We start from the raw sequence: 22,362 nt of genomic DNA, 5'->3' as shown, positions 1-22,362 counted from the left end.
GAAAAATAAAATGATAAAGCCTATTAAAATTGGTATTGGTGGCCCGGTAGGTGCTGGGAAAACAATGTTAGTTGAAAAGTTAACAAAATATTTAAATACAGATTATGAAATTGCAGCGATTACAAACGATATTTATACGAAAGAAGATGCAAAGATTTTATTGAAAACAGGTGTTTTGCCAGAAGATAGAATTATTGGTGTAGAGACAGGAGGGTGTCCACATACAGCAATTCGAGAGGATGCTTCTATGAATTTTGAAGCAATTGAAGAGCTCATGATTAGACATAGTAATTTAGATATTATTTTTATTGAAAGTGGGGGTGATAATTTAGCTGCCACATTTAGTCCAGAGCTAGTGGATTTTTCAATTTATATTATCGATGTGGCACAAGGAGAAAAGATTCCTCGTAAAGGTGGACAAGGAATGATCAAATCTGATGTATTTGTTATTAATAAAACGGATTTGGCACCTTATGTAGGGGCTGATCTTGGAGTTATGGAGCAGGATACGAAAAATTACCGACATAATAAACCATATTTTTTTACAAATTTGAAGGATGAGGAAGGCTTACAGGGATTAATAAATTGGATGCGACAAAACATCATGTTAGAAGGATTGAAAAAATGAAAGCCCCTACAGGTGTCTTAAACATTGATGTGATGGAAAAGAGACATAAAACAGTACCTATTAAGGTTTATCATAAAGATGCCTTAAAAGTAACGCAGCCAATGTATTTGGACGATTATGGTAGAGCATATTATTATATCATGAATTCTGGTGGAGGTTTTTTAAAAGGAGATTTCTATTCTATAAATATAAATGTTCATGAAGATGCGAAAACATATATAACAAGCCAATCAGCAACGAAAGTTTACAAGACTCCAAATAGTTATGCTTTGCAAGAATTGAATTTTTATATTGGTGAAAATGCTGTTATGGAGTATTTACCAGATCCGTTGATTATGTACAAGGATGCAGCATATAAGCAAAAAACAAATATATATATGCAAAATAATTCTACATTGATTTTATGCGATTCAGTTACGCCTGGTTGGTCTCCAAATATGGAGAAGTTCACATACCAGTATTTTGATTCGCTAACAAAAATATATATGGAAAACAAACTTGTAGTTTACGATCATCTATTGTTAAACCCTTTCAAAGAGTCGTTAGATCAAATGGGAATATTAAATCAATATTCCCATTATGGTACTTTCATAGTTATTAATGAGAACATTACAAATGATTTAATTGCAGCATTGAAAACTTCGCTTTCTAACACTAACAATATGAAGATTGGAATATCTTCTATGCCATGTAAAGGCTTTGTCATACGCATACTTAGTCATAATACAGAGGATATGGAATCTATATTTTTTCAGTGTCATCGTTTTGTTAGAGAGAATTGTCTGCATGAAGAATTAACATCCTATCGAAAATATTAAGTAGGAGAAGGGGATACTATGACTAATGTGGGATTATTGTTTGTCGGTGCAGTTCTATTTATGAATGCACTAGCAGCTTTTAAACTCATTGATAGCAAAAGTGTAGGGTACTTCAATTTATTTGTAGGGGCATTACAAACTTTGACACCATTATATTTATTATTTACAGGAAGTCAATCTGATGAGTGGACTATCCTATCTAATGGAACTATTTTTTTATTTGGTTTTACTTATTTATATGTTGGCCTTACGAATATATTAAAACTTGATTCTTCAGGTGTAGGTTACTATTCTCTTTGGGTTGCTATTATTGCAACGGTTATGGGAATAGTGAATCAATTACTTGAGAGTGGAAGTCTACAAAGTACAATAATTTGGTTCTTTTGGGCGTTCCTTTGGTTTTTATTTTTCCTGCAAGATGGGTTGAAAAAGAAGATTCATATTTATGTAGGGATTGTTTGCTTCATTGAATCTTGGATTACTGCAACGATACCAGCTCTGTTAACACTTACAAATCATACAGGCATGTTAAATGATTTTGTAATTATTTTAGTGACTATTATAACGATTGTAGTTTTTATTATGGCACTTTTCTTTTTCAAGAGTATTCAATCTAAAGTAGAAAGGGTTAGTAACTATGTGGAAAAGTGAACTGAAAAAAGCAACTAATTTTTTTATTATTATTATATTTCTTCATGTGCTTGGAATTCTCTTATTATTACCTGCACTGTATAAAGGCAATAGCATAATTGGAATGGCTATTATTGCATATTCTTTAGGATTGCGTCATGCGTTTGATAGTGATCATATTGTCGCAATTGATAATACTGTTCGGAAATTAATTGAAAAAGGTAAAAATTCACAGGGGGTGGGATTTTACTTCTCATTAGGACACTCTACTGTAGTATTTGTGATGATCATATTAATTGCTTTAATTGGAAAAACAGCAAAACATGGAATGGAGAGTTTTTCTACTATAGGCGGTATTATCGGCACAATTGTTTCTAGTACATTTCTTATTATTATCGGTCTTACCAATCTGATGTATCTTATTAAAGTGTTACGAAGCGAAGAGGATAAGCAACCAGAAAACTTAGGATTTATATACCGTTTCACGCAACGCTTATTTACGTTTATTGATAGTCAAAAGCAATTGTATATAATCGGTTTTTTATTTGGTCTTGGTTTTGATACAGCAAGTGAAATCGGATTAATTGCTCTTTCTACAGTAACTGCAACAAGTCAATCTATCCCGCTTGTAAGTATATTTGCTTTTCCCATTTTGTTTGCTGCAGGAATGTCGTTGATGGATACATTAGATAGTACATTCATGAATACGAATTATAAGTGGGCAATGGAAAATAGTCGAATTAGAAATTCATATAACGTATTAATTACCTCAATATCTGTTATAACGGCTTTTTTAATAGGGGGTTATCAACTATTATCTTTACTTATTGAAAGCTATAATTTACAGGGACCGTTTTGGAATCTCATACAGGTAGTTAATTTTGATTATTTGGGTATATGTCTTGTTGTATTCTTTATTATTTCTCTTATTGTTTTTGCTGTGTGGAATAGAAATGCATTTAAAGAACCGCTTACAAAGAGTATAGAGAAATAAAAATATACCGTGTGATATTTGGTTAATTATGTATATAAACTGAAATAAAAAACACGTTAGATGAAAATACATCTAACGTGTTTTTTATTATTTATGTTCCTTATATTCATGTGCTTTTTCTTTTATATTACCAACCGTATCTTTAGCAGTGCCTTTCATTTTATCCCATTTTCCCTCGGCTTGTAATTTTTTGTTGTCCGTTACTTTCCCAACAACTTCTTTTACTTCGCCTTTTACCTTATCAATGGCACCTTCTACTTTTTCTTTTAAACCATGATCATGCATTGTCATACATTTCTCCTCCTTGTATTTTGATTAGAATTCTCTTTTCATATTGCAAGTTGAATGATGTATCTAGTAACAGCGTAACAAATCTAGTTTGAATATTCAAATGATTAATAGGATAGAAAAGGAATTGTCATAAAGTGAAACTTTAATTAGTGGGGGTTTTATTCATCCCCCACTGATTATTAGCCTTCACCAATCGGGCTTTTACGGGCAGTTGATCCCCCACCTAACTTCTTTGCTTTCGCTGAATTTTGGGTTGGGGGTCATACTGCCCGTTAATGCGGGATAAAATGTTTAAGATTGTAATGGAAAGAGAAAGAATGTTAATTACATGTCTTTTGCAGTCCATATTGATTTTGTATAAGCGATTTTCAAATGAGCGCGTTCCATATTATTTTGACTACTACTACCAAATCGAGCTTGTCCAACTATTAAATGACAGTCTGTTGCTATAGCTGTTTCTATTCGTTTTTGAATTAATGCAGTATGACAACCTTTACGCTGAAATTCCGGTAAAGTAGCGGAAGCGGCTAATGAGGCAATACCTTTATTTACATACAGTACACCAATGCCTGCAGGAATATTTTGAACTTCAGCTATGAAAAAATACCAGCCTGGTTTATTGTAAAGAACTTCGTTATTTTGACGTACACCATCCTTTGTAAAGGAGGGCATATTAAATCCGCGTACATATATGTCTGCAAAAATATCAAATTCATTTTCTTTTAGTTGGCGTACTGAAATGTTAGAAGGAATAAGGGATGGATCTTCTCTCGGTATACTATATAAAGCGGTATGGAAGCTAGAGTGATAAAAACCTTTTTTAGATAAGTATTGAAATAGTTCATCTGTACCTTGCGCTGGTGTAATTTCAAAACGACAAGGGATTTGTAGCGATTCATAATAAGAGATGATTTCATCTATCGCATCTGTATTTGTATATGTAATACCTTTTACCGTATTAAAAGCAGGACCAGCAATTACTTTTGATGAAAAGGCAGTAGCACTCCCGAATTTTTTCATTTGTATTTGCATTGGATTTCCGCTCATCGCTTGTAGTAGCGCTAATCTAGAAGAGAGCATATCTATTTCTGCGTTTTCAATTTCTTGTGCTGCATTGAATGTCATAATAGTACTCATAAGATTCCTCCGTCGATTAATATAGTTCATAGTACATATACGATTTTTGTTCTGAGATTCCTGTTGAAATGTAAGAGAATAAGAGGTTTTTTGGAAGGGAAATGGAAGTGAACTGTCGAAGGGAGTGGAAACAGATTAAAGGTGGTGCTCTCATGAAACAGAAAGACGTGCAGACATGCTCTCATTGCGGTTCTCATAACATAGGAGAAGGTGAGTTTATCGGTTATGCACAAATACGGAAAAAGGAAACGATGTTCACATCTTCACCAGTAGATGCTTATATTTGTACAGATTGCGGGAATATCCTTTCATTAAAGGTACGGAATTATGAAAAGTTTAAGCAGAAGCCGTTATGATTGTTGAGAAGTGGCTATATCCAACTCTGCATACAAGTCGTCTTCTATTAAGGAAGATTGATATGAGTGATATTTTACATATAGTTGAGTATGCTTCGGATCTTAAGTTAACAACTTATATTGTGTAGGCTGCTCATCGAGTGTTAGATGATGCGAAAAGATATTATATATCGCCAGAACAATATATAAATAACTAGAAGGTTTTATATGAGAATCTCCTTTAAATTGTTTAGAGGGGATTTTTTTATTTATTATAACAATAATTACCTTTAATTGTTATAATTGGTTATTGCGGAGGCTGATTTTTAGTGAGGCTGTAAACATACAAGATAGACAGCTAAATCGTATATAAACACCATATATAACATAATCGCAACTGTAAGTTGACAAAATGCAACCGTAGGAAGATAGAGATAGTGGGAATGTTTGCTTACAATTTAGTTAAGAAAACAAAGGGGGACACACATATGGGATTTGGTGAGAAACTATTTAAATTAAGAAAGGAAAATGGTCTTTCTCAAGAAGCATTAGCTGAGAAATTAAACACGACAAGGCAAGCGGTTAGTAAATGGGAGAATGGTCAAGGGTTTCCTGAAACTGAAAAACTAATAATGATTGGAAATGTATTTGAAGTATCTCTTGATTACTTATTAAAAGAAACTGCTGAGCAAAGTAATGAAAAGGAACATGGTTATTATGTAAGTAAAGAAATGGCAGAAGGGTATGTAGTGTATGGGCAAAAAATATCTAAATATATCGCGTTAGGATTTAGTTTGCTCATTTTATCGACAATACCGTATTTATTATTTAAAGAAAATGCAACAATGTCTACATTTCTTGTCATTATTATTGCTGTTTTGGGAATTGGAGCAATGATGGTACCTGTAACGATAGAAGAGAGTCGATACAACGTATTAAAAAAGGAAGAACTATTATTTGATCAAAACTTTTTAAAAGAATTAACAAAAAGATATGCGACTATTAAGAAGAAATATGCTGCAGTAGTGATTGTTGGATTTTGTTTCATAGCAGCAGGGGCAATTCCGTTTTTGTTTGAGAAAAAGCGTATCACTTCAGGAGAGTTAGTACAGTATTATCCTTACTGTGTTGTTCTTATTGCGATCGGTTTCTATCTTTTTGTTAGTGTTTTAGGCGTGTTAGAAACGTACAGAATTTTAGTGGAAAATAAAGAATATAGCAATCGATTCATTTTTAAACTAAAAAAGAAAGTGAGAGAAAAGGTGGATAATTTTTAATAGAGGAAAACATATTTTCAGTAATATATTTTTATTAAAAATTAAGAAATGAGCTGCAACTATTCAGATAGGAGTGAAATGATGTCAAACCTTTTAGAGATTAAAAATATTAGTAAATCATTTGGTGACAAGATTGTTTTAAAAGATGTTTCCTTCAATGTGCCGCCTGGATCAATTGTTGGATTCATTGGTGATAATGGGGCTGGGAAATCAACAACTTTTAAAGCAGTACTAGAATTAATTTCTAAAGATAGCGGTACAGTAAAAATATTTGGTGAAGAAAATATAAGTAAATATGCCAAGATTAAGGAAAAGATAGGAGTCGTATTTGACGCAATGAATCTACCAGCTCATCTTACAATAAAACAACTAAATAAGGTTTTTGCAAAGATGTTTGAATCTTGGGATAGGGAAAATTTTTATCGATTAGTTAATTCTTTCTCTTTACCTACCAATGAAAAAGTAGGTGGATTCTCACGTGGGATGTCAATGAAACTATCTATAGCTATTGCGCTGTCGCATAATGCAAAATTATTAATCCTAGATGAAGCGACGGGAGGTCTTGATCCTTCAGCTAGGGAGGGCGTGTTAGAGGAATTAAAAAGTTTTGTGAGTAAAAGTAATGGTGGTATATTACTTTCTTCTCATATTATGAGTGATGTAGAAAAAATAGCTAGCCACCTTATCATTATAAAAGATGGAGAAATTTTACTGAATGAAGAAAAAGATAAGGTTTTGGACAGTTACGCCATTGTAGATGTTGACGTGGAACAACTAACTTTAATCAACAAAGATATAGTTGTGGCAAAGAGGAACCATGGTTCTTATTTCAATGTACTCGTATCAGATGTACATAAATTACCAAGTGGGATTGCTCATAGAACCATCTCGATAGAAGAAATGAGTGTCTTATTAACGAGGAGTGAAAAATAAATGAGAGGTTTATTATTGACAAACTATTACCTAGTGTATCGAACTTTCTTTATGTTCATGGGAATAGCGATATTGGGAGCGGGATTCGTGTTTTATTTTGGTGATGCTTCAATGTACCGTTTAATTGCTACGTTCATTATCTTATTTGCTGCGATTCCTGCACTTGAAGTTATTAAATATGAGAGTAAGTCGGGTTATGAAAAGTATGTGCTTACTTTACCGGTTACTAGAAGTAATATTGTACAAAGCCACTACTTTTTCTATTTTTCAGTTGTAATTATTGGTACTGTATTATCATATGGCATATTTTATGTATATGGTTTAGTTTCAGATACACCAATCGATGATGGGATATTTAAGAGTGTTTCTTTAGGGACGTTCATAATTCTTAATGCCGGAGCAATAGCCTATCCACTCCTCTATGTTTTTGGAGCAGAAAAATCTGATGCTATTACAATTGGAGGCGCATGTGGGGGACTTGTTATTTATTTTGGATTACAAAGTGTAATTGGCTATCTAATAGAACAATTTCCAATAGCAAATTTAAATTCATCTGTATACGTTTCAATTCTATATACAATATTTGGCGTTATCATATATATATTTTCTTTTTTTATTTCGGTATTTATATATCGTAAGAAGGAATTTTAGTAGATTTTCTCCTAGTATTTTCTGAATTATTTCCAAAGAAATAATTCAGAAAATACAGAAAAATATCGTAATTTTTTGTAGAAGTCTGTTATAATGAACGAAATGAAAACGCTTTAAAGGGAGGATGTAAACAATATGATGATGAATGTACCTCTAACAATTAGTTCTATGATGGAAAGGGCAGAAAAACTATTCCCAAAGAAAGAAATCATTTCACGGACGCATGATACAGTTACGACCTTAACGTATAAGCAGCTAGGAGAAAGGACAAGAAGGCTTTCCAGTGCGTTAAAAAAGCTTGGGATTAAAGAAGGCGAGCGCATAGGAACGTTAGCGTGGAATCATCATCGACATGTAGAAGCATATTTTGCTATTCCAGGTATTGCTTCCGTTTTACACACAATTAATATTCGTTTATCTCCTCAACATATTTCATACATTATTCAACATGCAGAAGATCGAATTCTACTTATTGATGAAGATCTCGTACCACTTGTTGAAAATATTCAATCACAATTATCAACCGTACAAGCCTACATTATTATGACTGATAAAGACGAACTTCCAAAAACTACACTTCAGCCTGTATATCATTATGAAAAGCTATTAGAAGAAGGCGATCCCAATTTCCAATTTGTAAAAGATATTGATGAAAATACACCTGCCGGTATGTGTTATACGTCAGCGACTACAGGGAATCCAAAAGGTGTTGTTTATACACATCGTAGTACAGTGTTGCACTGTATGGCGCTCGGGTTAGCAGATACGACAGCTTTATCGGAAAGTGATGCGGCGATGGCAATCGTACCAATGTTTCATGTGAATGCTTGGGGACTTCCTTTTGCAGCTACTTGGTTTGGAACAAAACAAGTTCTGCCGGGACCAATGTTTACTCCGAAAATTTTATTAGAAATGATTCAAACTGAAAAAGTAACGATAGCTGCGGGTGTGCCGACAATTTGGCTTGGTGTTTTACAAGAGTTAGAAAATAATAGTTACGATTTATCTAGTATTACGAGAATATTATGCGGTGGTGCGGCTGCACCGAAAAGTGTTATTAAAGCATTTGAGCAAAAATATAATGTTCCTTTCGTACATGCATATGGTATGACTGAAACAAGCCCACTCGTAACACTTGCACGTTTAAAAAGTTATGAAACAGAATTATCGTATGAAGAGCAATTGGAAATCCGTTCCAAACAAGGATATCTTGTCCCTGGTGTAGAGATGAAAGTAGTCGGTACAAACGGTGAAGTGAAGTGGGATGGTACTGCGATGGGAGAGTTATGTTTACGAGCACCTTGGATCGCTGAAAGCTATTATAACGATGATCGTAATGTCGAAGGATTCCGAGACGGTTGGTTATATACTGGTGATGTCGTTACAGTTGATGAGGAAGGCTGCGTGAAAATTGTTGATCGTACGAAAGATGTTATTAAAAGCGGAGGAGAATGGATTTCCTCAGTGGATCTTGAAAATGCTTTAATGGCACATGATGCTATATTTGAAGCGGCTGTCGTTGCAGTTCCTCATCCGCAGTGGCAAGAGCGCCCAATTGCCTGCGTTGTTCAAAAGAAAAATAGTACGGTTACAAAAGAAGAGATATATGAGTTTTTAAAACCGCAGTTTGCGAAGTGGTGGTTACCAGATGATATTGTATTTATGGAAGAAATACCGAAAACATCTGTTGGAAAGTTTTTAAAACAGGCACTTCGAAAAGAACTTGAGTATTTGCATAAAGAGAAATAATTGAATTTATAATTGTAAACCACGACGAAAATTAAGTTGACAAAAGGTAGATAGAAAGATAATATAACTCCTATAATATGTTATCTAAAAAAAAATTTAAGTTTACAAATAGGAGAAGCAAACATGAATACAAAAAACTTAGTTTTCGTCGCTTTATTTAGTTCTATTATGGGAGTGCTAGGGTTAATACCTCCAATTGCTCTTTCTATTACACCTGTTCCTATTACATTACAATCGCTTGGAGTTATGCTTGCGGGTGGATTGTTAGGATCTCGTCTTGGTGCACTCAGTCAGCTCATATTCTTACTTATTGTTGGAGTTGGAGCACCATTACTTGCGGGTGGACGCGGGGGTCCAGGCGTATTTGTTGGGCCAAGTGCAGGATATTTACTTGGTTATATCGTTGGAGCATTTGTAATTGGATATTTAATTGAACGTTTACGTGAAGTTTCTATTATAAAAGTATTATGCATTAATATAATTGGTGGTATTTTCGTAGTTTATGTATTTGGTATCATTGTCCAAGCTTTCGTAATGGATATTTCCGTATGGGAAACGATGAAAGTAAGTGTCGTATTTTTACCAGGTGATTGCATAAAGGCGACTATAGCAGCGATTCTTGTGACAAGATTACATCGCTCATTGAAACATATTATTACGCCTGCTTTGAAGAATAAAAAAATTACAAATGTAGGATAAGAAAAAGGAGAAACACGTTACGTGCGTGTTTCTTTTTATTATTTTGTAAAGAAAGGACGTCTCATATGGGGATTACAAAAGAATACAAAAAATATGCCTCTTTACAACCGAATAAAATAGCGATTAAAGAAAATGATAGAGTGTTAACCTATAAAGATTGGTACGATTCAGTTTGTAAAGTAGCAAACTGTTTGAATGAAAATGAATCGAAGAATAAAACAGTAGCAATTGTATTAGAAAATTGTACTGAGTTTTTACAAATATTTGCGGGTTCCGCAATGGCTGGATGGATTTGTGTGCCGCTAGATATAAAATGGAAACGAGATGAACTTCAAGACAGACTAGCGATTAGTAAACCGGATATTATTGTGGCGGAGCAGTATAGGCTTAGTGATATATCCTGCGAAGAAGGAAGGGTTATTGAGATTGAAGAATGGAAAGAAATGATTGAGAACTATCTTCCTACATATCATCCTGTAGAAAATGTACAAAACGCTCCTTTTTATATGGGATTTACATCAGGATCGACTGGAAAAGCAAAAGCATTTTTACGTGCTCAACAGTCATGGTTACATAGTTTTGATTGTAATGTACATGATTTTTATATAAAAAATACAGATTCTATTTTAATAGCTGGGACGCTTGTTCATTCTTTATTCTTATATGGAGCAATAAGTGCATTATTTTTAGGGCAAACGGTACACATAATGAGAAAGTTTGTACCAGTTCAAGTGCTAGCTAGTATAAAGATAGAGAATATTGCTGTAATGTATACAGTCCCGACAATGCTTGAGTCTTTATATAAAGAAAATAGAGTAATAGAAAATGAAATGAAAATTATTTCGTCAGGAGCGAAATGGGAAGCTGAAGCGAAAGAAAAGATGAAGAATATGTTTCCTTATGCAAAAAGATATGAATTTTATGGTGCATCTGAGCTAAGCTTTGTAACGGCATTGGTCGATGAAGAGAGTGAAAGAAAGTCGAATTCAGTAGGGAAACCTTGTCATAATGTACAAGTTCGAATATGTAATGAAGTAGGAGAAGAAGTACAGGCAGGCGAGGTAGGAACCGTTTATGTGAAAAGTGATCAGTTTTTTATGGGCTATGTATCGGATGGAGCTATAATCCCGCAATTGTCTAAGGATGGTTGGATGACAGTAGAAGATGTGGGCTACCAAGATGAAGAAGGCTTTATATATATTGTTGGTAGAGAGAAGAATATGATTTTATTTGGAGGAATCAATATTTTCCCAGAAGAAATAGAAAGGATATTACAGACACATCCAGCTGTTGAAGAAATAGTTGTGGTTGGTGTAGAAGATAGTTACTGGGGTGAAAAGCCTGTCGCTATCGTAAAAGGAAGTGCTACAAAGCAACAATTAAAGAGTTTTTGCTTACAACGATTATCATCTTTTAAAATACCGAAAGAATGGTACTTTGTTGATGAAATACCTTATACAAATAGCGGGAAAATAGCTCGCAATGCAGCAAAAAGTATCATTGAAAATCAGGAGAAGATATATGAATAGAGCGGTTATTGTAGAAGCGAAAAGGACGCCCATTGGTAAAAAAAACGGGATGTTGAAAGATTATGAAGTTCAGCAATTACTAGCGCCGCTTCTTACGTTTCTAAGTAAAGGAATTGAGAGAGAAATAGATGATGTCATATTAGGAAATGTCGTTGGACCAGGAGGGAATATCGCAAGGTTGTCTGCTTTAGAAGCGGGGCTCGGTTATCATATTCCTGGTGTAACGATTGATCGGCAATGCGGCGCTGGCTTAGAAGCAATTCGTACTGCGTGTCATTTTATTCAAGGGGGTGCAGGTAATTGCTATATCGCTGGGGGAGTGGAGAGTACAAGTACGTCATCTTTTCAAAATAGAGCACGGTTTTCGCCTGAAACAATTGGGGATCCAGATATGGGATTAGCGGCTGAGTATGTTGCAGAGCAATATAACATAACAAAAGAGATGCAAGATGAATATGCTTGTCTTAGCTATAAAAGAACGCTGCAAGCATTAGAAAAAGGATATATACAAGAAGAGATATTACCTCATTATTTTAATGGATTATTAGATGAATCTATAAAGCGAGAAATGAATTATGAAAGAATGATTAAGAGAACGAAACCTGGATTTTTACAAAATGGAACAGTAACGGCAGGGAATTCGTGTGGTGTAAATGACGGGGCATGTGCTGTTCTTGTAATGGAAGAGGGGCAAGCTCGGGAATTAGGATATAAGCCAGTTCTTCGTTTCGTTCATAGTGCTGTAGTTGGAGTTGACCCGAATCTTCCAGGAACTGGTCCGATATTTGCCGTACAAAAACTACTTAGAGAAATGAATTTAGTAATAGAAGATATTGATTGTATTGAGATGAATGAAGCGTTCGCCGCTAAAGTTGTTGCATGTGCACAAACGTTACAAATTCCGTATGAAAAGTTAAATGTAACTGGTGGTGCAATAGCACTTGGTCATCCGTACGGTGCGTCTGGAGCTATGCTTGTAACACGCTTGTTTTATCAGGCTAAAAGAGAGTATATGAAATATGGAATTGCTACATTAGGAATTGGGGGAGGAATAGGGCTTGCTCTATTATTTGAGAAAGTAGAAAACTAGCAAGATAACTAGTTTTCTATTTTTTCAGGAATATAGGCGTTGTTACCAGGTTTTGCTTTTATTTTGTTCCAAGCAGCGATAGCATCTGTTTTTGATTTTCCTTTGTTGTATGGGTCTTCGAAAAAAGCGCGAGTAAAACGATTGTATTCAAACTGTGTACCGATAGTTGTTTTATAGGATGGTTCTTTTTTACGTTCGTTTTCTTCGTACCAAAACGTTATCGCGTCTTCATACGTTTTTCCGGTATTCTTTTTAAAAAACTTTTGAAGGGCTACTGTAAAGCGGAAGTTTGCTCCAATTTTTTCTTTGAAAAAAGCACGCACATCTCCACTACAGCGGTGATTTTCAGTAATAATTGTTTGAAGAGAAAGATCTTTATAAGAGAGGGAAGTTTTACTTACCTTTTGATGAGAACAGTTTTTTAATATTTTACCTGTAGTTAAATAGTGTGAGATACGCTCGGTTATTTCGATTTTAGAGCCACTAGCTGGTAAATCATGCTCACGACAAAATATTTGTAGTTCAGCTTTTAACCAATAATAGTTTTGGAAATCTTCAAGAGATATAGACTTTGTTAAAGGTGGGCGCATGCATATAACAACTTCTTTCTTCCATAATTTTCTTTAATTATAAAACATACGTTCTTTTTGTGGAAGGATTAATTTATAAATTTAATAGGAAGAGGAGATTACATATGGAAAATGTAATGCAAGTTCGTGTTACTGGGATTTTAATTGAAGGTGAAAAGGTATTGCTAATAAAACAAAAAGTTGCGAATCGGAATTGGTCTTTACCTGGGGGAAGAGTAGAGAACGGTGAAACGTTAGAAGAAGCGATGATTCGAGAAATGAGAGAAGAAACCGGATTAGAAGTTAAGATTAAGAGACTACTCTATGTTTGTGATAAACCAGATGCTATCCCATCTTTATTGCATATTACATTTCTGCTTGAAAGGATTGCAGGTGAAATCAAGCTTCCGTCTAATGAATTTGATCTTAATCCAATTCATGATGTACAAATGGTAGCGATAGAAGAATTGAGTAGATATGGTTTTTCTGAGAAGTTCATTAAACTTGCATCTGAAAAGTTCTTGAACGCAGGAAGTTATCAAGGATTAAAACAAAATATTGGTTTGTAAACATAAGAGGAGGCTGTTATTGTAGAACAGCCTCCTCTTACTCTATAAGTTGTGTTTATTGTCGTATTTTGTTGGGAAATCGATATTTCTTATAGAATCGTTGATATATTTTGATTTATGATAGATATATTTGAAAAATCGTTAATATAATTTCATTTACTGTATTACTATGTATGAAGCAAAGCAGCAAAGAGGATATCATCCAGTTCAATGACATCCCATTCATAAAATAATCTACACCGCTGACTGTAAAGAAGAAACAAGTTGATTTAAAAACTCATCCCCACTCATAATCACTTTCCCACCACCACGAGCACTCTTTTTATTTCCTCCGCCTTTTCCTTCAATAGAAGGGAGGGCATCTTTTAAAAGTGTATTCATATCGAGTGTCACTGCTTTACCACAAGCAAGAATACATTGTAATTTGTCCTCATTTTCAATAACAAAATATGTAATTGCGTGTTCTTGTTGTTCTGTAATAATAGCGGATAGTTTTGCGATTTCTTGCATGGAACGATTTGTAAATACTTTAGAAATAAGTATTCCAGCGTATATTTCTGCAGGTTGTTGCAATAGTTCATTTGCTTCTACAAATAATAGTTTTTCATTCATTGCTTGTACTGCCTTTTCGTTTTCTTTTTGAGAGGTAAGAAGTTGTGCCACTTTTACTGGAATATCAGTTTCGCTACTGTTCAATTGCTTAGAAACATCTGTTAATATTTGTTGATGTTGTCCCATTAATTTAAGAGAGCGCCAACCAGCGATAAATGTTAAGCGTATACCACCTTTATTGCGCTCCCATCCTAGTACTTGAATAGGGCCTACTTCACCTGTATGTTTCGGGTGTGTTCCACCACAACCGTTGTAGTCATAGTTTTCGATGATAACAACCCGTATATTTTCTGTCATAGTTGGTTCTTTACGAAGGGGTAATGCTTTGGCCTCTTCTAAGTTCATCCATTTAATACGAATAGGGTGGTTTTCAAAAACAATTTGATTAGCAATTTGTGCGGCCTTCTCAACAGTTTCTGTAGAAAGATTGGCAGTTTCTAAATCAATGGTTATAGTTTCTTTTCCAAGATGGAACCCGATCGTCGGTATGTTAAAGTGATCCCAAAAAGCAGCGGATAAAATGTGCTGAGCCGTATGTTGTTGCATATGGTCAAAACGACGTTGCCAATCTATTTTCCCGTCTACTTCTTCTGTATGTAGTTGTTCTGCAATGAAGTGACGAATTTCTCCATCTATTTCTTCAACATTAATTACCGGAATGCCATTTAAAGTTCCAGTGTCATGTGGTTGCCCGCCGCCTGTTGGATAAAATGTAGTTTCATTTAAGACAACATATAAGTTTCCTTCTGTATCATGCTCTTGTTTTATAACTTTAGTTGTAAAGGTTTGCTGATAAGCATCGTTGTAATATAATTTTTGCTCCAATTTTCTTTCCCCTTTCGTGTTAGCTAGTTTCATTGTAAAGCAATTGAAATTAGTTTCCTAATATTTCAGAAGAAAGAAACTATTTTTAGAATTTTCTTGCTATAATAAGAAAAAGAAAATGCGGGGGTGGAATGAAAATGCCATATGAAAACGGCGTGGATAAGTTGCTTAGTTTAAGCAGAAATATTTCCGAATTATATCGAGAACTAAATGAAATGACCCGGATTTTAACGGAATGTAACCGAGAAAGTGTGAAATTTGATCGGTTATATGTAAAGGAGTTACTTTGGAAAAAAGAAGATGTGATAGAGAAGTATGAACAATTACTCGTCCAGCTTTGTATTAATGAATGCTTTGATTTAAAAAGTGTAATTACTGGCGAATATAAGTATACATATGAAGAAGTAGAAAGCATTGTTTTAGAATTTAATGAAAAATATAATGTAGCTATTTTGATTAAAGATGTTTGTAAGGAATTACAGTTTACATATGGAATTGATATGGAAATAACGAGAACAGCTCGGGTATAAACATCTCAAGTGTAGAGAAAGGAAAAAGAAAGCAGATCCTTTGCTTTCTTTTTTTATGTAGGAAAAGGGAGAGTAGGTTTAAAGATGAAGGGGAAGTTACAAAATATTCATCCACTTGGAATGAGTATCATTATAGGGACATTATTTGCTAGGTTTGCAACTTCAATGAGCATTCCTTTTTTAGCGATTTATTTAACGACTGTTAAAGACGTATCGGCTGGAATGACCGGTGCTATCATTGGAACGAGTGCGCTTGTTGGAGTGTTTGCTAGTTTTATTGGGGGCAATTTATCGGATCGAGTTGGTCGAAAGATGATTATAATATGGTCCATGATTGTTTGGGTGTTTGTATTTATAGGATTTTCAGTTGCAGAGCATGTTTTGAGTTTCTTTCTATTAAACGCTTTGAATGGATTATGTCGTTCTTTTTTTGAACCGACATCAAGAGCTTTATTATCAGATTTAACGAAACCAGAGTATCGTTTACTCGTATATAATTTGCGTTACGGTGCAATAAATGTTGGAGTAGCGATGGGTCCACTTGTTGGATTACAGATTGGAAGTGCAAAATCAACGATTCCTTTTTTGGTAGCCGCTGGAGTGTACATTTTATATACAGTTATATTAGCGTTTCAATTTAAGAAATATCCACTTGATAAAAAGAAAGTAACTACAGAAAATCCGGTCACAATGTTAAGTGCGGTTCGGATTTTGCGAAAAGACATAGTATTTTTAGTTGCTTTAGTCGGAATCATTTTGAGTAATAGTGGTTTTTCACATTTAACGACAACACTATCTCAATATTTTGCAAACGCACATATATTTCAAGATGGAGTAAAGTTGTTCTCATATATGCTAACTTTAAATGCGATTACAGTAGTAGTTATTCAATACCCTGTTATTCAAATGTGTAAAAAGTATACGCCGTTAGCATCTATTATGGTTGGAACGTTATTTGTGAGCGGGGGATTGTTTGGATTTGGACTAGTAGAATCTATGTTAGGGGCTGCTATATGTACAATTATTTTTACATTCGGAGAAGTATTAATGTTTTCAATGACAGATGTATTTATTGATGAGATAGCTGTTTCACATTTGAAAGGGACATATTTTGGAGCTATGGGCTTTTCAGGAATTGGAGTAGTAATTGGTCCTTGGTTTGGCGGGATACTTCTCGATCAGTATGGATATCAAAATGGCTTTATAGTATTTTTAATATTAGCTATATTTTCAAGCATAGCGTTCCCAGTTCTTTTAGTGACAAAAGGTTTAATGAAAAAAAGATATATTAGAAATTCTAAAATAGAAATACATGCGAAATAACATGAGCCCGAGCAAACTAAAAGGTTGCTCGGGCTCATGTTTGTGTTTATAGTAATCCTTAATTTGAAAAAAGAACTTTCTTTTCATGTTTATTGGCAACTTCGTTTTTGGAAATATGAATGGCTAAACATCCATTCTCTAAACAGGCTAGCATCTTGTTATAAATGATATTAGTAGGTAAAGGAACAATCCGCTGTAAAGAAGTGTTTTTATAAAGTATACAAATGTTTAGGCCTGTCTCCATCTTTTTAATGAGTACATTTTGTGCAGTTGCATTTGGTACATCTGTTTCCAAAATGTATTCTTGTTCTGTTTCACAAAGGTCAATATGAATTTGATTTGGAAAACTAAAGTTGCTACAAGAATCAGAACAAAATTGATCCATCCATTCTTCGAAACCATCAACATGAAAAAGACAATCCTTCTTTTTCTTGCCCATGAAAGACACCCTCCGTAAAATCTCAATTCATACTATGTTATGCATGAATGAAGTAGGGGTGAAGAATAAATGGAAAAATATAAACATTGTATGTGGCAAAAGTAGCTAGTGTGAATGCTTTGTTTTACATATCATGATGCGCATGATTTTTTTGACGAGAATGGTTACGGTTTTTTACTTTATGAGATCCGCTTAATGGTTCAGGTTGTCCAGAAGATTGCCCTTTTTTCTCGCTTTGACGATTAGATTGATTATTGTTTTTACCCATTGTATTTTACACCTCCTCTTCCTATTTAGAATGAGAGAAGTTTGCGAATTTATACGAGAATGTTTTTTTGGAAACGGGTAAAGATAAGTAGGACTAACTCATATAGGAAGGGGAAAATGATATGCCATATCATAAAGATAAGCAACAGGCTTTTCAGGCTGCACAGCAAGGGTTTGTTCAAGCGGAAAATATATTCAATAATATTGTGAAAAATGACCCGAATTACGGCCATGATTTAAAAGAGTTACGCCAAGAAGTTCAGGAGGCGTACGAACAGATTCAAAATGCACTTGAAGTAGCATCAGAAACGCAGCGTCCACAACTTGAGCAATATGAAAGTAATCTCCAAAATATTATGCGAAATGTAGATCAAATAGAAAAGTGAAAAAGGTTGTTGTGAATTCAACAACCTCAAAACTTTTAGCGCTAATATGCAGAAACAAAAAATTATTCTATTAATTTTTTCTTTAATTTGTGTAGTACATATATTTCAAGTGGATAAAGTGGAAGCTAAAATGTTATTAAGAAAAGAGTTAGAGCCAACTGGCTATGTAACGTGGGAAGTGCCAAATAATGAAAAGGTTATTGCAATCACATTTGATGATGGACCAGATCCAACATACACGCCGCAAATTCTAGATTTATTACATCAATATAAGGCAGAAGCGACTTTTTTTATGATTGGATTTAGAGTTCAGCGTAATCCATATTTAGTAAAGCAAGTGTTGAAAGAAGGACATGAAATTGGAAATCATACGATGAATCATTTGTATGCGAGCAATTCATCAGATGAAAAATTAGAACATGATATTTTAAATGGAAAGAAATATTTTGAAAAATGGGCGAAAGAACCTTTATTGTTCCGTCCCCCAGGTGGATATATTAATGATGCTGTATTTACTACGGCAAAAAAAGCTGGGTATCAAATTGTTCTATGGTCATGGCATCAAGACCCTCGTGATTGGGCGAATCCAGGTACAGAATCCATTGTAAATCATGTTGTGAAAAATGCTAAAAGTGGAGATATTGTACTGTTGCACGATGGAGGAAGTGATCGTAGTCAAACAGTGGCGGCATTAGCAAAAATTTTACCTGAGCTGAAAAAGCAGGGGTATCGATTTGTAACAGTTTCGGAGTTGTTACGTTATAAACATTAGAGAAAATCCCAAAAGGTATACCTTTTGGGATTTTTCGTTACTGATTCTTTTTTCGTTTCTTATTATTTTGTCGCTCTGCTGGTGTTAAAGGTTCGTTTGCGAACTCTTCGTTATAACCAGTTCCTTGTCCTTGTGCGGATGCAGCATTCATTCCTGAAATAATATGATTGGCTTTTCGTTTACCCATTTTTCTCACCTCTATAATGTTTTTTAAAGATGAATCATGAATTGTTCATAACATATATGAACGTAAAGTAGAGTGCTTTACTTTACAATAATAGTATTTATAAGGAGCATGGACACTATTCAAATTTAGAAAGATAAAGAAAACTTATTATAATCCATAAGTTTCTTATTATTTACTTATTTAGAAAGTTGTAATAAGATATTATCGTAAGGTATTGAAAAGTTTGTCTACATTTTATATTCAGACAACTTAGCCACGTTTAACAGGGGGGAAACATAATGGTCAAACATAATCCATTTCAATCACGTGCAACTTTTGAATTAGATGGAAAGACGTATCATTATTATCAATTGAAAGCGCTTGAAAACGCAGGGGTTGGCAACGTATCTCAATTACCATATTCCGTGAAAGTTTTACTTGAATCTGTACTTCGTCAAGTAGACGGACGCGTAATTACAGAAGAACATGTTACAAATTTAGCGAAATGGGGAACGAAAGATGTTCAAGATATCGATGTTCCATTTAAACCATCTCGTGTAATCTTACAAGACTTCACAGGTGTTCCAGCTGTTGTAGATTTGGCTTCGCTTCGTAAAGCAATGGCAGATATGGGCGGAGATCCTGATAAAATTAATCCAGAAATTACTGTAGACCTTGTAATTGATCACTCTGTACAGGTTGATAGAGCGGGTACGGCAGACTCGCTTGCATTCAACATGGACTTAGAGTTTAAACGTAATGAAGAACGTTATAAATTTTTAAGCTGGGCACAGAAATCATTTGATAACTACCGTGCAGTTCCACCAGCAACAGGTATTGTACACCAAGTAAACCTTGAATATTTAGCACCGGTTGTTCATGCGGTGAAAAATGCTGAAGGTGACTTAGTTGCATACCCAGATTCATTAGTTGGAACAGACTCACATACAACAATGATTAATGGTATCGGTGTTCTTGGATGGGGCGTTGGTGGTATTGAAGCAGAAGCAGGAATGCTTGGACAGCCTTCATATTTCCCAGTGCCTGAAGTAATCGGTGTAAAATTAACTGGTACACTTCCAAGTGGTACAACAGCAACTGATATTGCATTAAAAGTAACACAAGTGTTACGTCAAAAAGGTGTAGTTGGTAAATTTGTTGAGTTCTTCGGTAGTGGACTAAAGAGCATGCCTTTAGCTGACCGTGCAACAATTTCAAATATGGCACCAGAATACGGTGCAACTTGTGGATTCTTCCCAATCGATGACATTTCATTAGAATACTTACGTTTAACAGGTAGAGATGAAGAGCAAATTCGCGTTGTTGAAGAATATTGTAAAGCAAATGGCTTGTTCTATACAGCAGACAGTAAAGATCCAATCTACACTGATCTTGTTGAAATTGATTTAAATACAATTGAATCTAACCTTTCTGGACCGAAACGTCCGCAAGATTTAATCCCGCTTTCAAATATGAAAGAGGAGTTCCATAAGGCTGTTGTAGCACCAGTTGGAACACAAGGACTTGGATTCAATGAGCAAGAGTTTGATAAAGAAGTGAAAGTTACATTGAAAGATCAAGAAGTAACGATGAAAACAGGTGGAATTGCAATCGCTGCGATTACAAGCTGTACAAATACGTCAAATCCATACGTATTAATTGGAGCAGGTTTAGTTGCGAAGAAAGCAATTGAAAAAGGACTTAAAGTACCTGGTTACGTAAAAACATCATTAGCACCAGGATCTAAAGTTGTTACAGAGTACTTAGATAAGTCTGGTTTAACAACGTATCTAGATCAATTAGGTTTCCAAACAGTTGGTTACGGCTGTACGACTTGTATCGGTAACTCTGGTCCATTAGCAGAGGAATTAGAAGAAGCAATCGCAGCAAATGATTTATTAGTAACATCTGTTTTATCTGGTAACCGTAACTTTGAAGGTCGTATTCACCCACTTGTAAAAGCAAACTACTTAGCATCACCACCACTTGTTGTGGCATATGCACTTGCAGGTACTGTTGATATTGACCTGAAAAATGATGAAATCGGTAAAGATGTAAATGGTAATGCTGTGTACTTTAATGATATTTGGCCATCAGCTAAAGAAATTGAAGATGTAGTTCAAAGTGTTGTTACATCTGAATTGTTCAAAAAAGAATATGCACAAGTATTTAACAGCAATGAGCGCTGGAATGAAATCCAAACTTCAAATGAAGCTTTATATACTTGGGATAATGATTCAACATACATTCAAAACCCACCATTCTTTGAAGGATTATCTAAAGAGCCAGGTGAAGTTGAAACATTATCAGGTTTACGCATAGTTGGTAAATTTGGTGATTCTGTAACGACAGACCATATTTCACCAGCAGGTTCAATTGGTAAACATACACCAGCTGGACGTTATTTACTAGAAAACGGCGTACAACCAGTTGACTTTAACTCTTACGGTTCTCGTCGTGGTAACCATGAAGTTATGATGCGTGGTACATTCGCAAACATCCGTATTAAAAACCAAATCGCACCAGGAACGGAAGGCGGATATACAACATATTGGCCAACTGGTGAAGTAACATCTATCTATGATGCTGCGATGAAATATAAAGAAGATGGCACAGGCCTTCTAGTTGTTGCTGGTAAAGACTACGGTATGGGAAGTTCTCGTGACTGGGCTGCGAAAGGTACAAACTTATTAGGTATTAAAGCAGTAATCGCAGAGAGCTTCGAGCGTATTCACCGCAGTAACTTAGTGTTAATGGGTGTATTACCACTACAATTTAAAGATGGCGAAAGCGCTGAAACGTTAGGTCTTGTTGGTAACGAGTCATTTGAAATTCAAATTGACAAAACAGTTAGACCACGCGATCTTGTAAAAGTAGTTGTAATCGATTCAGAAGGAAAAGAGAAGCAATTTGAAGTAGTAGCTCGTTTCGATAGTGAAGTTGAAATTGACTACTACCGTCACGGTGGTATCTTGCAAATGGTTCTTCGTTCGAAAATCGAAGAGTCTAAAGTGTCGAACTAAAAGGATTCAACAATATTTGTTGAATGTATATTTTAAAGAGGGATGAGATTTTCTCATCCCTCTTTAGTATGAAAAATATCGGCATATTTAAAGGCCTCTAAGTGGAAAACTTATTGTCAG

General features: G+C 34.8%; 25 protein-coding genes and 1 pseudogene. 19 read left to right on the top strand and 7 right to left on the bottom strand.

Going from position 1 to position 22,362, the window contains the following annotated elements; all coding sequences use genetic code 11:
- The first annotated feature begins 10 nt into the window (after positions 1–10).
- From ureG to ACFWDE_RS11265, 4 genes are read left to right on the top strand one after another with little or no spacing between them, the layout of a single operon-like run.
- Positions 11–628: an urease accessory protein UreG gene (ureG, locus tag ACFWDE_RS11280; RefSeq protein WP_000594929.1), complete on the top strand. Its 618-nt coding sequence runs from the start codon at positions 11–13 to the stop codon at positions 626–628.
- Positions 625–1,446, top strand: coding sequence for an urease accessory protein UreD (locus tag ACFWDE_RS11275; RefSeq protein WP_377892396.1), 822 nt, complete (start codon positions 625–627; stop codon positions 1,444–1,446). Before ureG ends, ACFWDE_RS11275 begins: the two co-directional genes overlap by 4 nt.
- 18 nt (positions 1,447–1,464) lie before the next feature.
- Entirely contained in the window at positions 1,465–2,097 is a 633-nt protein-coding gene (locus tag ACFWDE_RS11270) for an AmiS/UreI family transporter (RefSeq protein ID WP_377892356.1), read from the top strand.
- Complete coding sequence (locus tag ACFWDE_RS11265) at positions 2,084–3,070, top strand: HoxN/HupN/NixA family nickel/cobalt transporter (protein WP_377892353.1); 987 nt, start codon at positions 2,084–2,086, stop codon at positions 3,068–3,070. The genes ACFWDE_RS11270 and ACFWDE_RS11265 overlap by 14 nt, the downstream gene beginning before the upstream one ends.
- Before the next feature lie 87 nt (positions 3,071–3,157).
- Here the strand turns inward: ACFWDE_RS11265 and ACFWDE_RS11260 are convergent, their stop codons facing one another.
- Both ACFWDE_RS11260 and ACFWDE_RS11255 read right to left on the bottom strand, forming a co-directional pair.
- Positions 3,158–3,361: a CsbD family protein gene (locus ACFWDE_RS11260; protein ID WP_377892351.1), complete on the bottom strand. Its 204-nt coding sequence runs from the start codon at positions 3,359–3,361 to the stop codon at positions 3,158–3,160.
- Between the two features lie 324 nt (positions 3,362–3,685).
- On the bottom strand, positions 3,686–4,498 hold the full coding sequence (locus ACFWDE_RS11255; RefSeq protein WP_377892349.1) for a GNAT family N-acetyltransferase: 813 nt from the start codon (positions 4,496–4,498) through the stop codon (positions 3,686–3,688).
- Between the two features lie 152 nt (positions 4,499–4,650).
- Here ACFWDE_RS11255 and ACFWDE_RS11250 point away from each other — a divergent pair, with 152 nt between their 5' ends.
- The 9 genes and pseudogenes from ACFWDE_RS11250 (at position 4,651) to ACFWDE_RS11210 (ending at position 12,761) form a co-directional block, all read left to right on the top strand.
- Positions 4,651–4,854 carry a hypothetical protein gene (locus tag ACFWDE_RS11250; RefSeq protein WP_377892346.1) on the top strand — a complete coding sequence of 68 codons (204 nt, stop codon included), beginning with the start codon at positions 4,651–4,653 and terminating at the stop codon, positions 4,852–4,854.
- Positions 4,851–4,979: pseudogene (locus ACFWDE_RS11245) on the top strand (GNAT family N-acetyltransferase); the annotation flags it as partial. The gene ACFWDE_RS11250 and the pseudogene ACFWDE_RS11245, both read left to right, overlap by 4 nt.
- 342 nt (positions 4,980–5,321) lie before the next feature.
- Positions 5,322–6,110 (top strand): helix-turn-helix domain-containing protein, encoded by a 789-nt coding sequence (locus ACFWDE_RS11240; protein ID WP_377892343.1) that lies wholly within the window; start codon positions 5,322–5,324, stop codon positions 6,108–6,110.
- An 81-nt stretch (positions 6,111–6,191) separates the two neighbouring features.
- A complete protein-coding gene (locus tag ACFWDE_RS11235; protein WP_377892340.1) occupies positions 6,192–7,043 on the top strand; it encodes an ABC transporter ATP-binding protein in 852 nt (283 codons plus the stop codon).
- Positions 7,044–7,694, top strand: a complete 651-nt coding sequence (locus ACFWDE_RS11230) for an ABC-2 transporter permease (RefSeq protein ID WP_377892337.1) — start codon at positions 7,044–7,046, stop codon at positions 7,692–7,694.
- A gap of 135 nt (positions 7,695–7,829) precedes the next feature.
- The gene (locus tag ACFWDE_RS11225) at positions 7,830–9,443 is read left to right on the top strand and encodes a long-chain fatty acid--CoA ligase (protein ID WP_377892334.1); all 1,614 of its coding nucleotides are present in this window, start codon (positions 7,830–7,832) and stop codon (positions 9,441–9,443) included.
- A gap of 123 nt (positions 9,444–9,566) precedes the next feature.
- The gene (locus ACFWDE_RS11220; RefSeq protein ID WP_377892332.1) at positions 9,567–10,142 is read left to right on the top strand and encodes a biotin transporter BioY; all 576 of its coding nucleotides are present in this window, start codon (positions 9,567–9,569) and stop codon (positions 10,140–10,142) included.
- Positions 10,143–10,207: 65 nt separating this feature from the next.
- Positions 10,208–11,671: an acyl-CoA synthetase gene (locus ACFWDE_RS11215; protein WP_377892330.1), complete on the top strand. Its 1,464-nt coding sequence runs from the start codon at positions 10,208–10,210 to the stop codon at positions 11,669–11,671.
- The gene (locus ACFWDE_RS11210; RefSeq protein WP_377892327.1) at positions 11,664–12,761 is read left to right on the top strand and encodes an acetyl-CoA C-acyltransferase; all 1,098 of its coding nucleotides are present in this window, start codon (positions 11,664–11,666) and stop codon (positions 12,759–12,761) included. The genes ACFWDE_RS11215 and ACFWDE_RS11210 overlap by 8 nt, the downstream gene beginning before the upstream one ends.
- An 8-nt stretch (positions 12,762–12,769) precedes the next feature.
- On the opposite strand, the gene ACFWDE_RS11205 is transcribed toward ACFWDE_RS11210, so the two are convergent.
- Positions 12,770–13,351: a DUF6434 domain-containing protein gene (locus tag ACFWDE_RS11205; RefSeq protein WP_377892324.1), complete on the bottom strand. Its 582-nt coding sequence runs from the start codon at positions 13,349–13,351 to the stop codon at positions 12,770–12,772.
- Between the two features lie 104 nt (positions 13,352–13,455).
- Between ACFWDE_RS11205 and ACFWDE_RS11200 the strand changes: the two genes are divergently transcribed.
- Positions 13,456–13,899 (top strand): NUDIX hydrolase, encoded by a 444-nt coding sequence (locus ACFWDE_RS11200; protein ID WP_377892322.1) that lies wholly within the window; start codon positions 13,456–13,458, stop codon positions 13,897–13,899.
- A gap of 234 nt (positions 13,900–14,133) precedes the next feature.
- On the opposite strand, the gene ACFWDE_RS11195 is transcribed toward ACFWDE_RS11200, so the two are convergent.
- Positions 14,134–15,336: an alanyl-tRNA editing protein gene (locus tag ACFWDE_RS11195; protein WP_377892320.1), complete on the bottom strand. Its 1,203-nt coding sequence runs from the start codon at positions 15,334–15,336 to the stop codon at positions 14,134–14,136.
- Positions 15,337–15,473: 137 nt separating this feature from the next.
- Here ACFWDE_RS11195 and ACFWDE_RS11190 point away from each other — a divergent pair, with 137 nt between their 5' ends.
- Positions 15,474–15,866: a hypothetical protein gene (locus tag ACFWDE_RS11190; protein WP_002087793.1), complete on the top strand. Its 393-nt coding sequence runs from the start codon at positions 15,474–15,476 to the stop codon at positions 15,864–15,866.
- Positions 15,867–15,950: 84 nt separating this feature from the next.
- A complete protein-coding gene (locus tag ACFWDE_RS11185; protein WP_377892316.1) occupies positions 15,951–17,189 on the top strand; it encodes an MDR family MFS transporter in 1,239 nt (412 codons plus the stop codon).
- Between the two features lie 58 nt (positions 17,190–17,247).
- On the opposite strand, the gene ACFWDE_RS11180 is transcribed toward ACFWDE_RS11185, so the two are convergent.
- Positions 17,248–17,628 (bottom strand): Hsp20/alpha crystallin family protein, encoded by a 381-nt coding sequence (locus tag ACFWDE_RS11180; RefSeq protein ID WP_002014278.1) that lies wholly within the window; start codon positions 17,626–17,628, stop codon positions 17,248–17,250.
- A 124-nt stretch (positions 17,629–17,752) separates the two neighbouring features.
- Complete coding sequence (locus tag ACFWDE_RS11175; protein ID WP_002111142.1) at positions 17,753–17,896, bottom strand: small acid-soluble spore protein P; 144 nt, start codon at positions 17,894–17,896, stop codon at positions 17,753–17,755.
- 121 nt (positions 17,897–18,017) lie between these two features.
- Here ACFWDE_RS11175 and ACFWDE_RS11170 point away from each other — a divergent pair, with 121 nt between their 5' ends.
- Both ACFWDE_RS11170 and pdaB read left to right on the top strand, forming a co-directional pair.
- Positions 18,018–18,281, top strand: a complete 264-nt coding sequence (locus ACFWDE_RS11170; RefSeq protein ID WP_377892312.1) for a hypothetical protein — start codon at positions 18,018–18,020, stop codon at positions 18,279–18,281.
- A gap of 46 nt (positions 18,282–18,327) precedes the next feature.
- Positions 18,328–19,053, top strand: a complete 726-nt coding sequence (pdaB, locus tag ACFWDE_RS11165; protein ID WP_377892310.1) for a polysaccharide deacetylase family sporulation protein PdaB — start codon at positions 18,328–18,330, stop codon at positions 19,051–19,053.
- A 37-nt stretch (positions 19,054–19,090) separates the two neighbouring features.
- On the opposite strand, the gene sspO is transcribed toward pdaB, so the two are convergent.
- Complete coding sequence (gene sspO, locus ACFWDE_RS11160) at positions 19,091–19,240, bottom strand: small acid-soluble spore protein O (RefSeq protein WP_002033549.1); 150 nt, start codon at positions 19,238–19,240, stop codon at positions 19,091–19,093.
- Positions 19,241–19,518: 278 nt separating this feature from the next.
- Between sspO and acnA the strand changes: the two genes are divergently transcribed.
- Complete coding sequence (acnA, locus tag ACFWDE_RS11155) at positions 19,519–22,242, top strand: aconitate hydratase AcnA (RefSeq protein ID WP_078180396.1); 2,724 nt, start codon at positions 19,519–19,521, stop codon at positions 22,240–22,242.
- Positions 22,243–22,362 lie beyond the last annotated feature (120 nt).

It is taken from the genome of Bacillus sp. NPDC060175 (genome assembly GCF_042728695.1).
In the GTDB taxonomy this organism is placed as follows: domain Bacteria; phylum Bacillota; class Bacilli; order Bacillales; family Bacillaceae_G; genus Bacillus_A.
The sequence above is the reverse complement of the archived record's forward strand: the minus strand, read 5'-3'. Positions and strand labels throughout refer to the sequence as shown.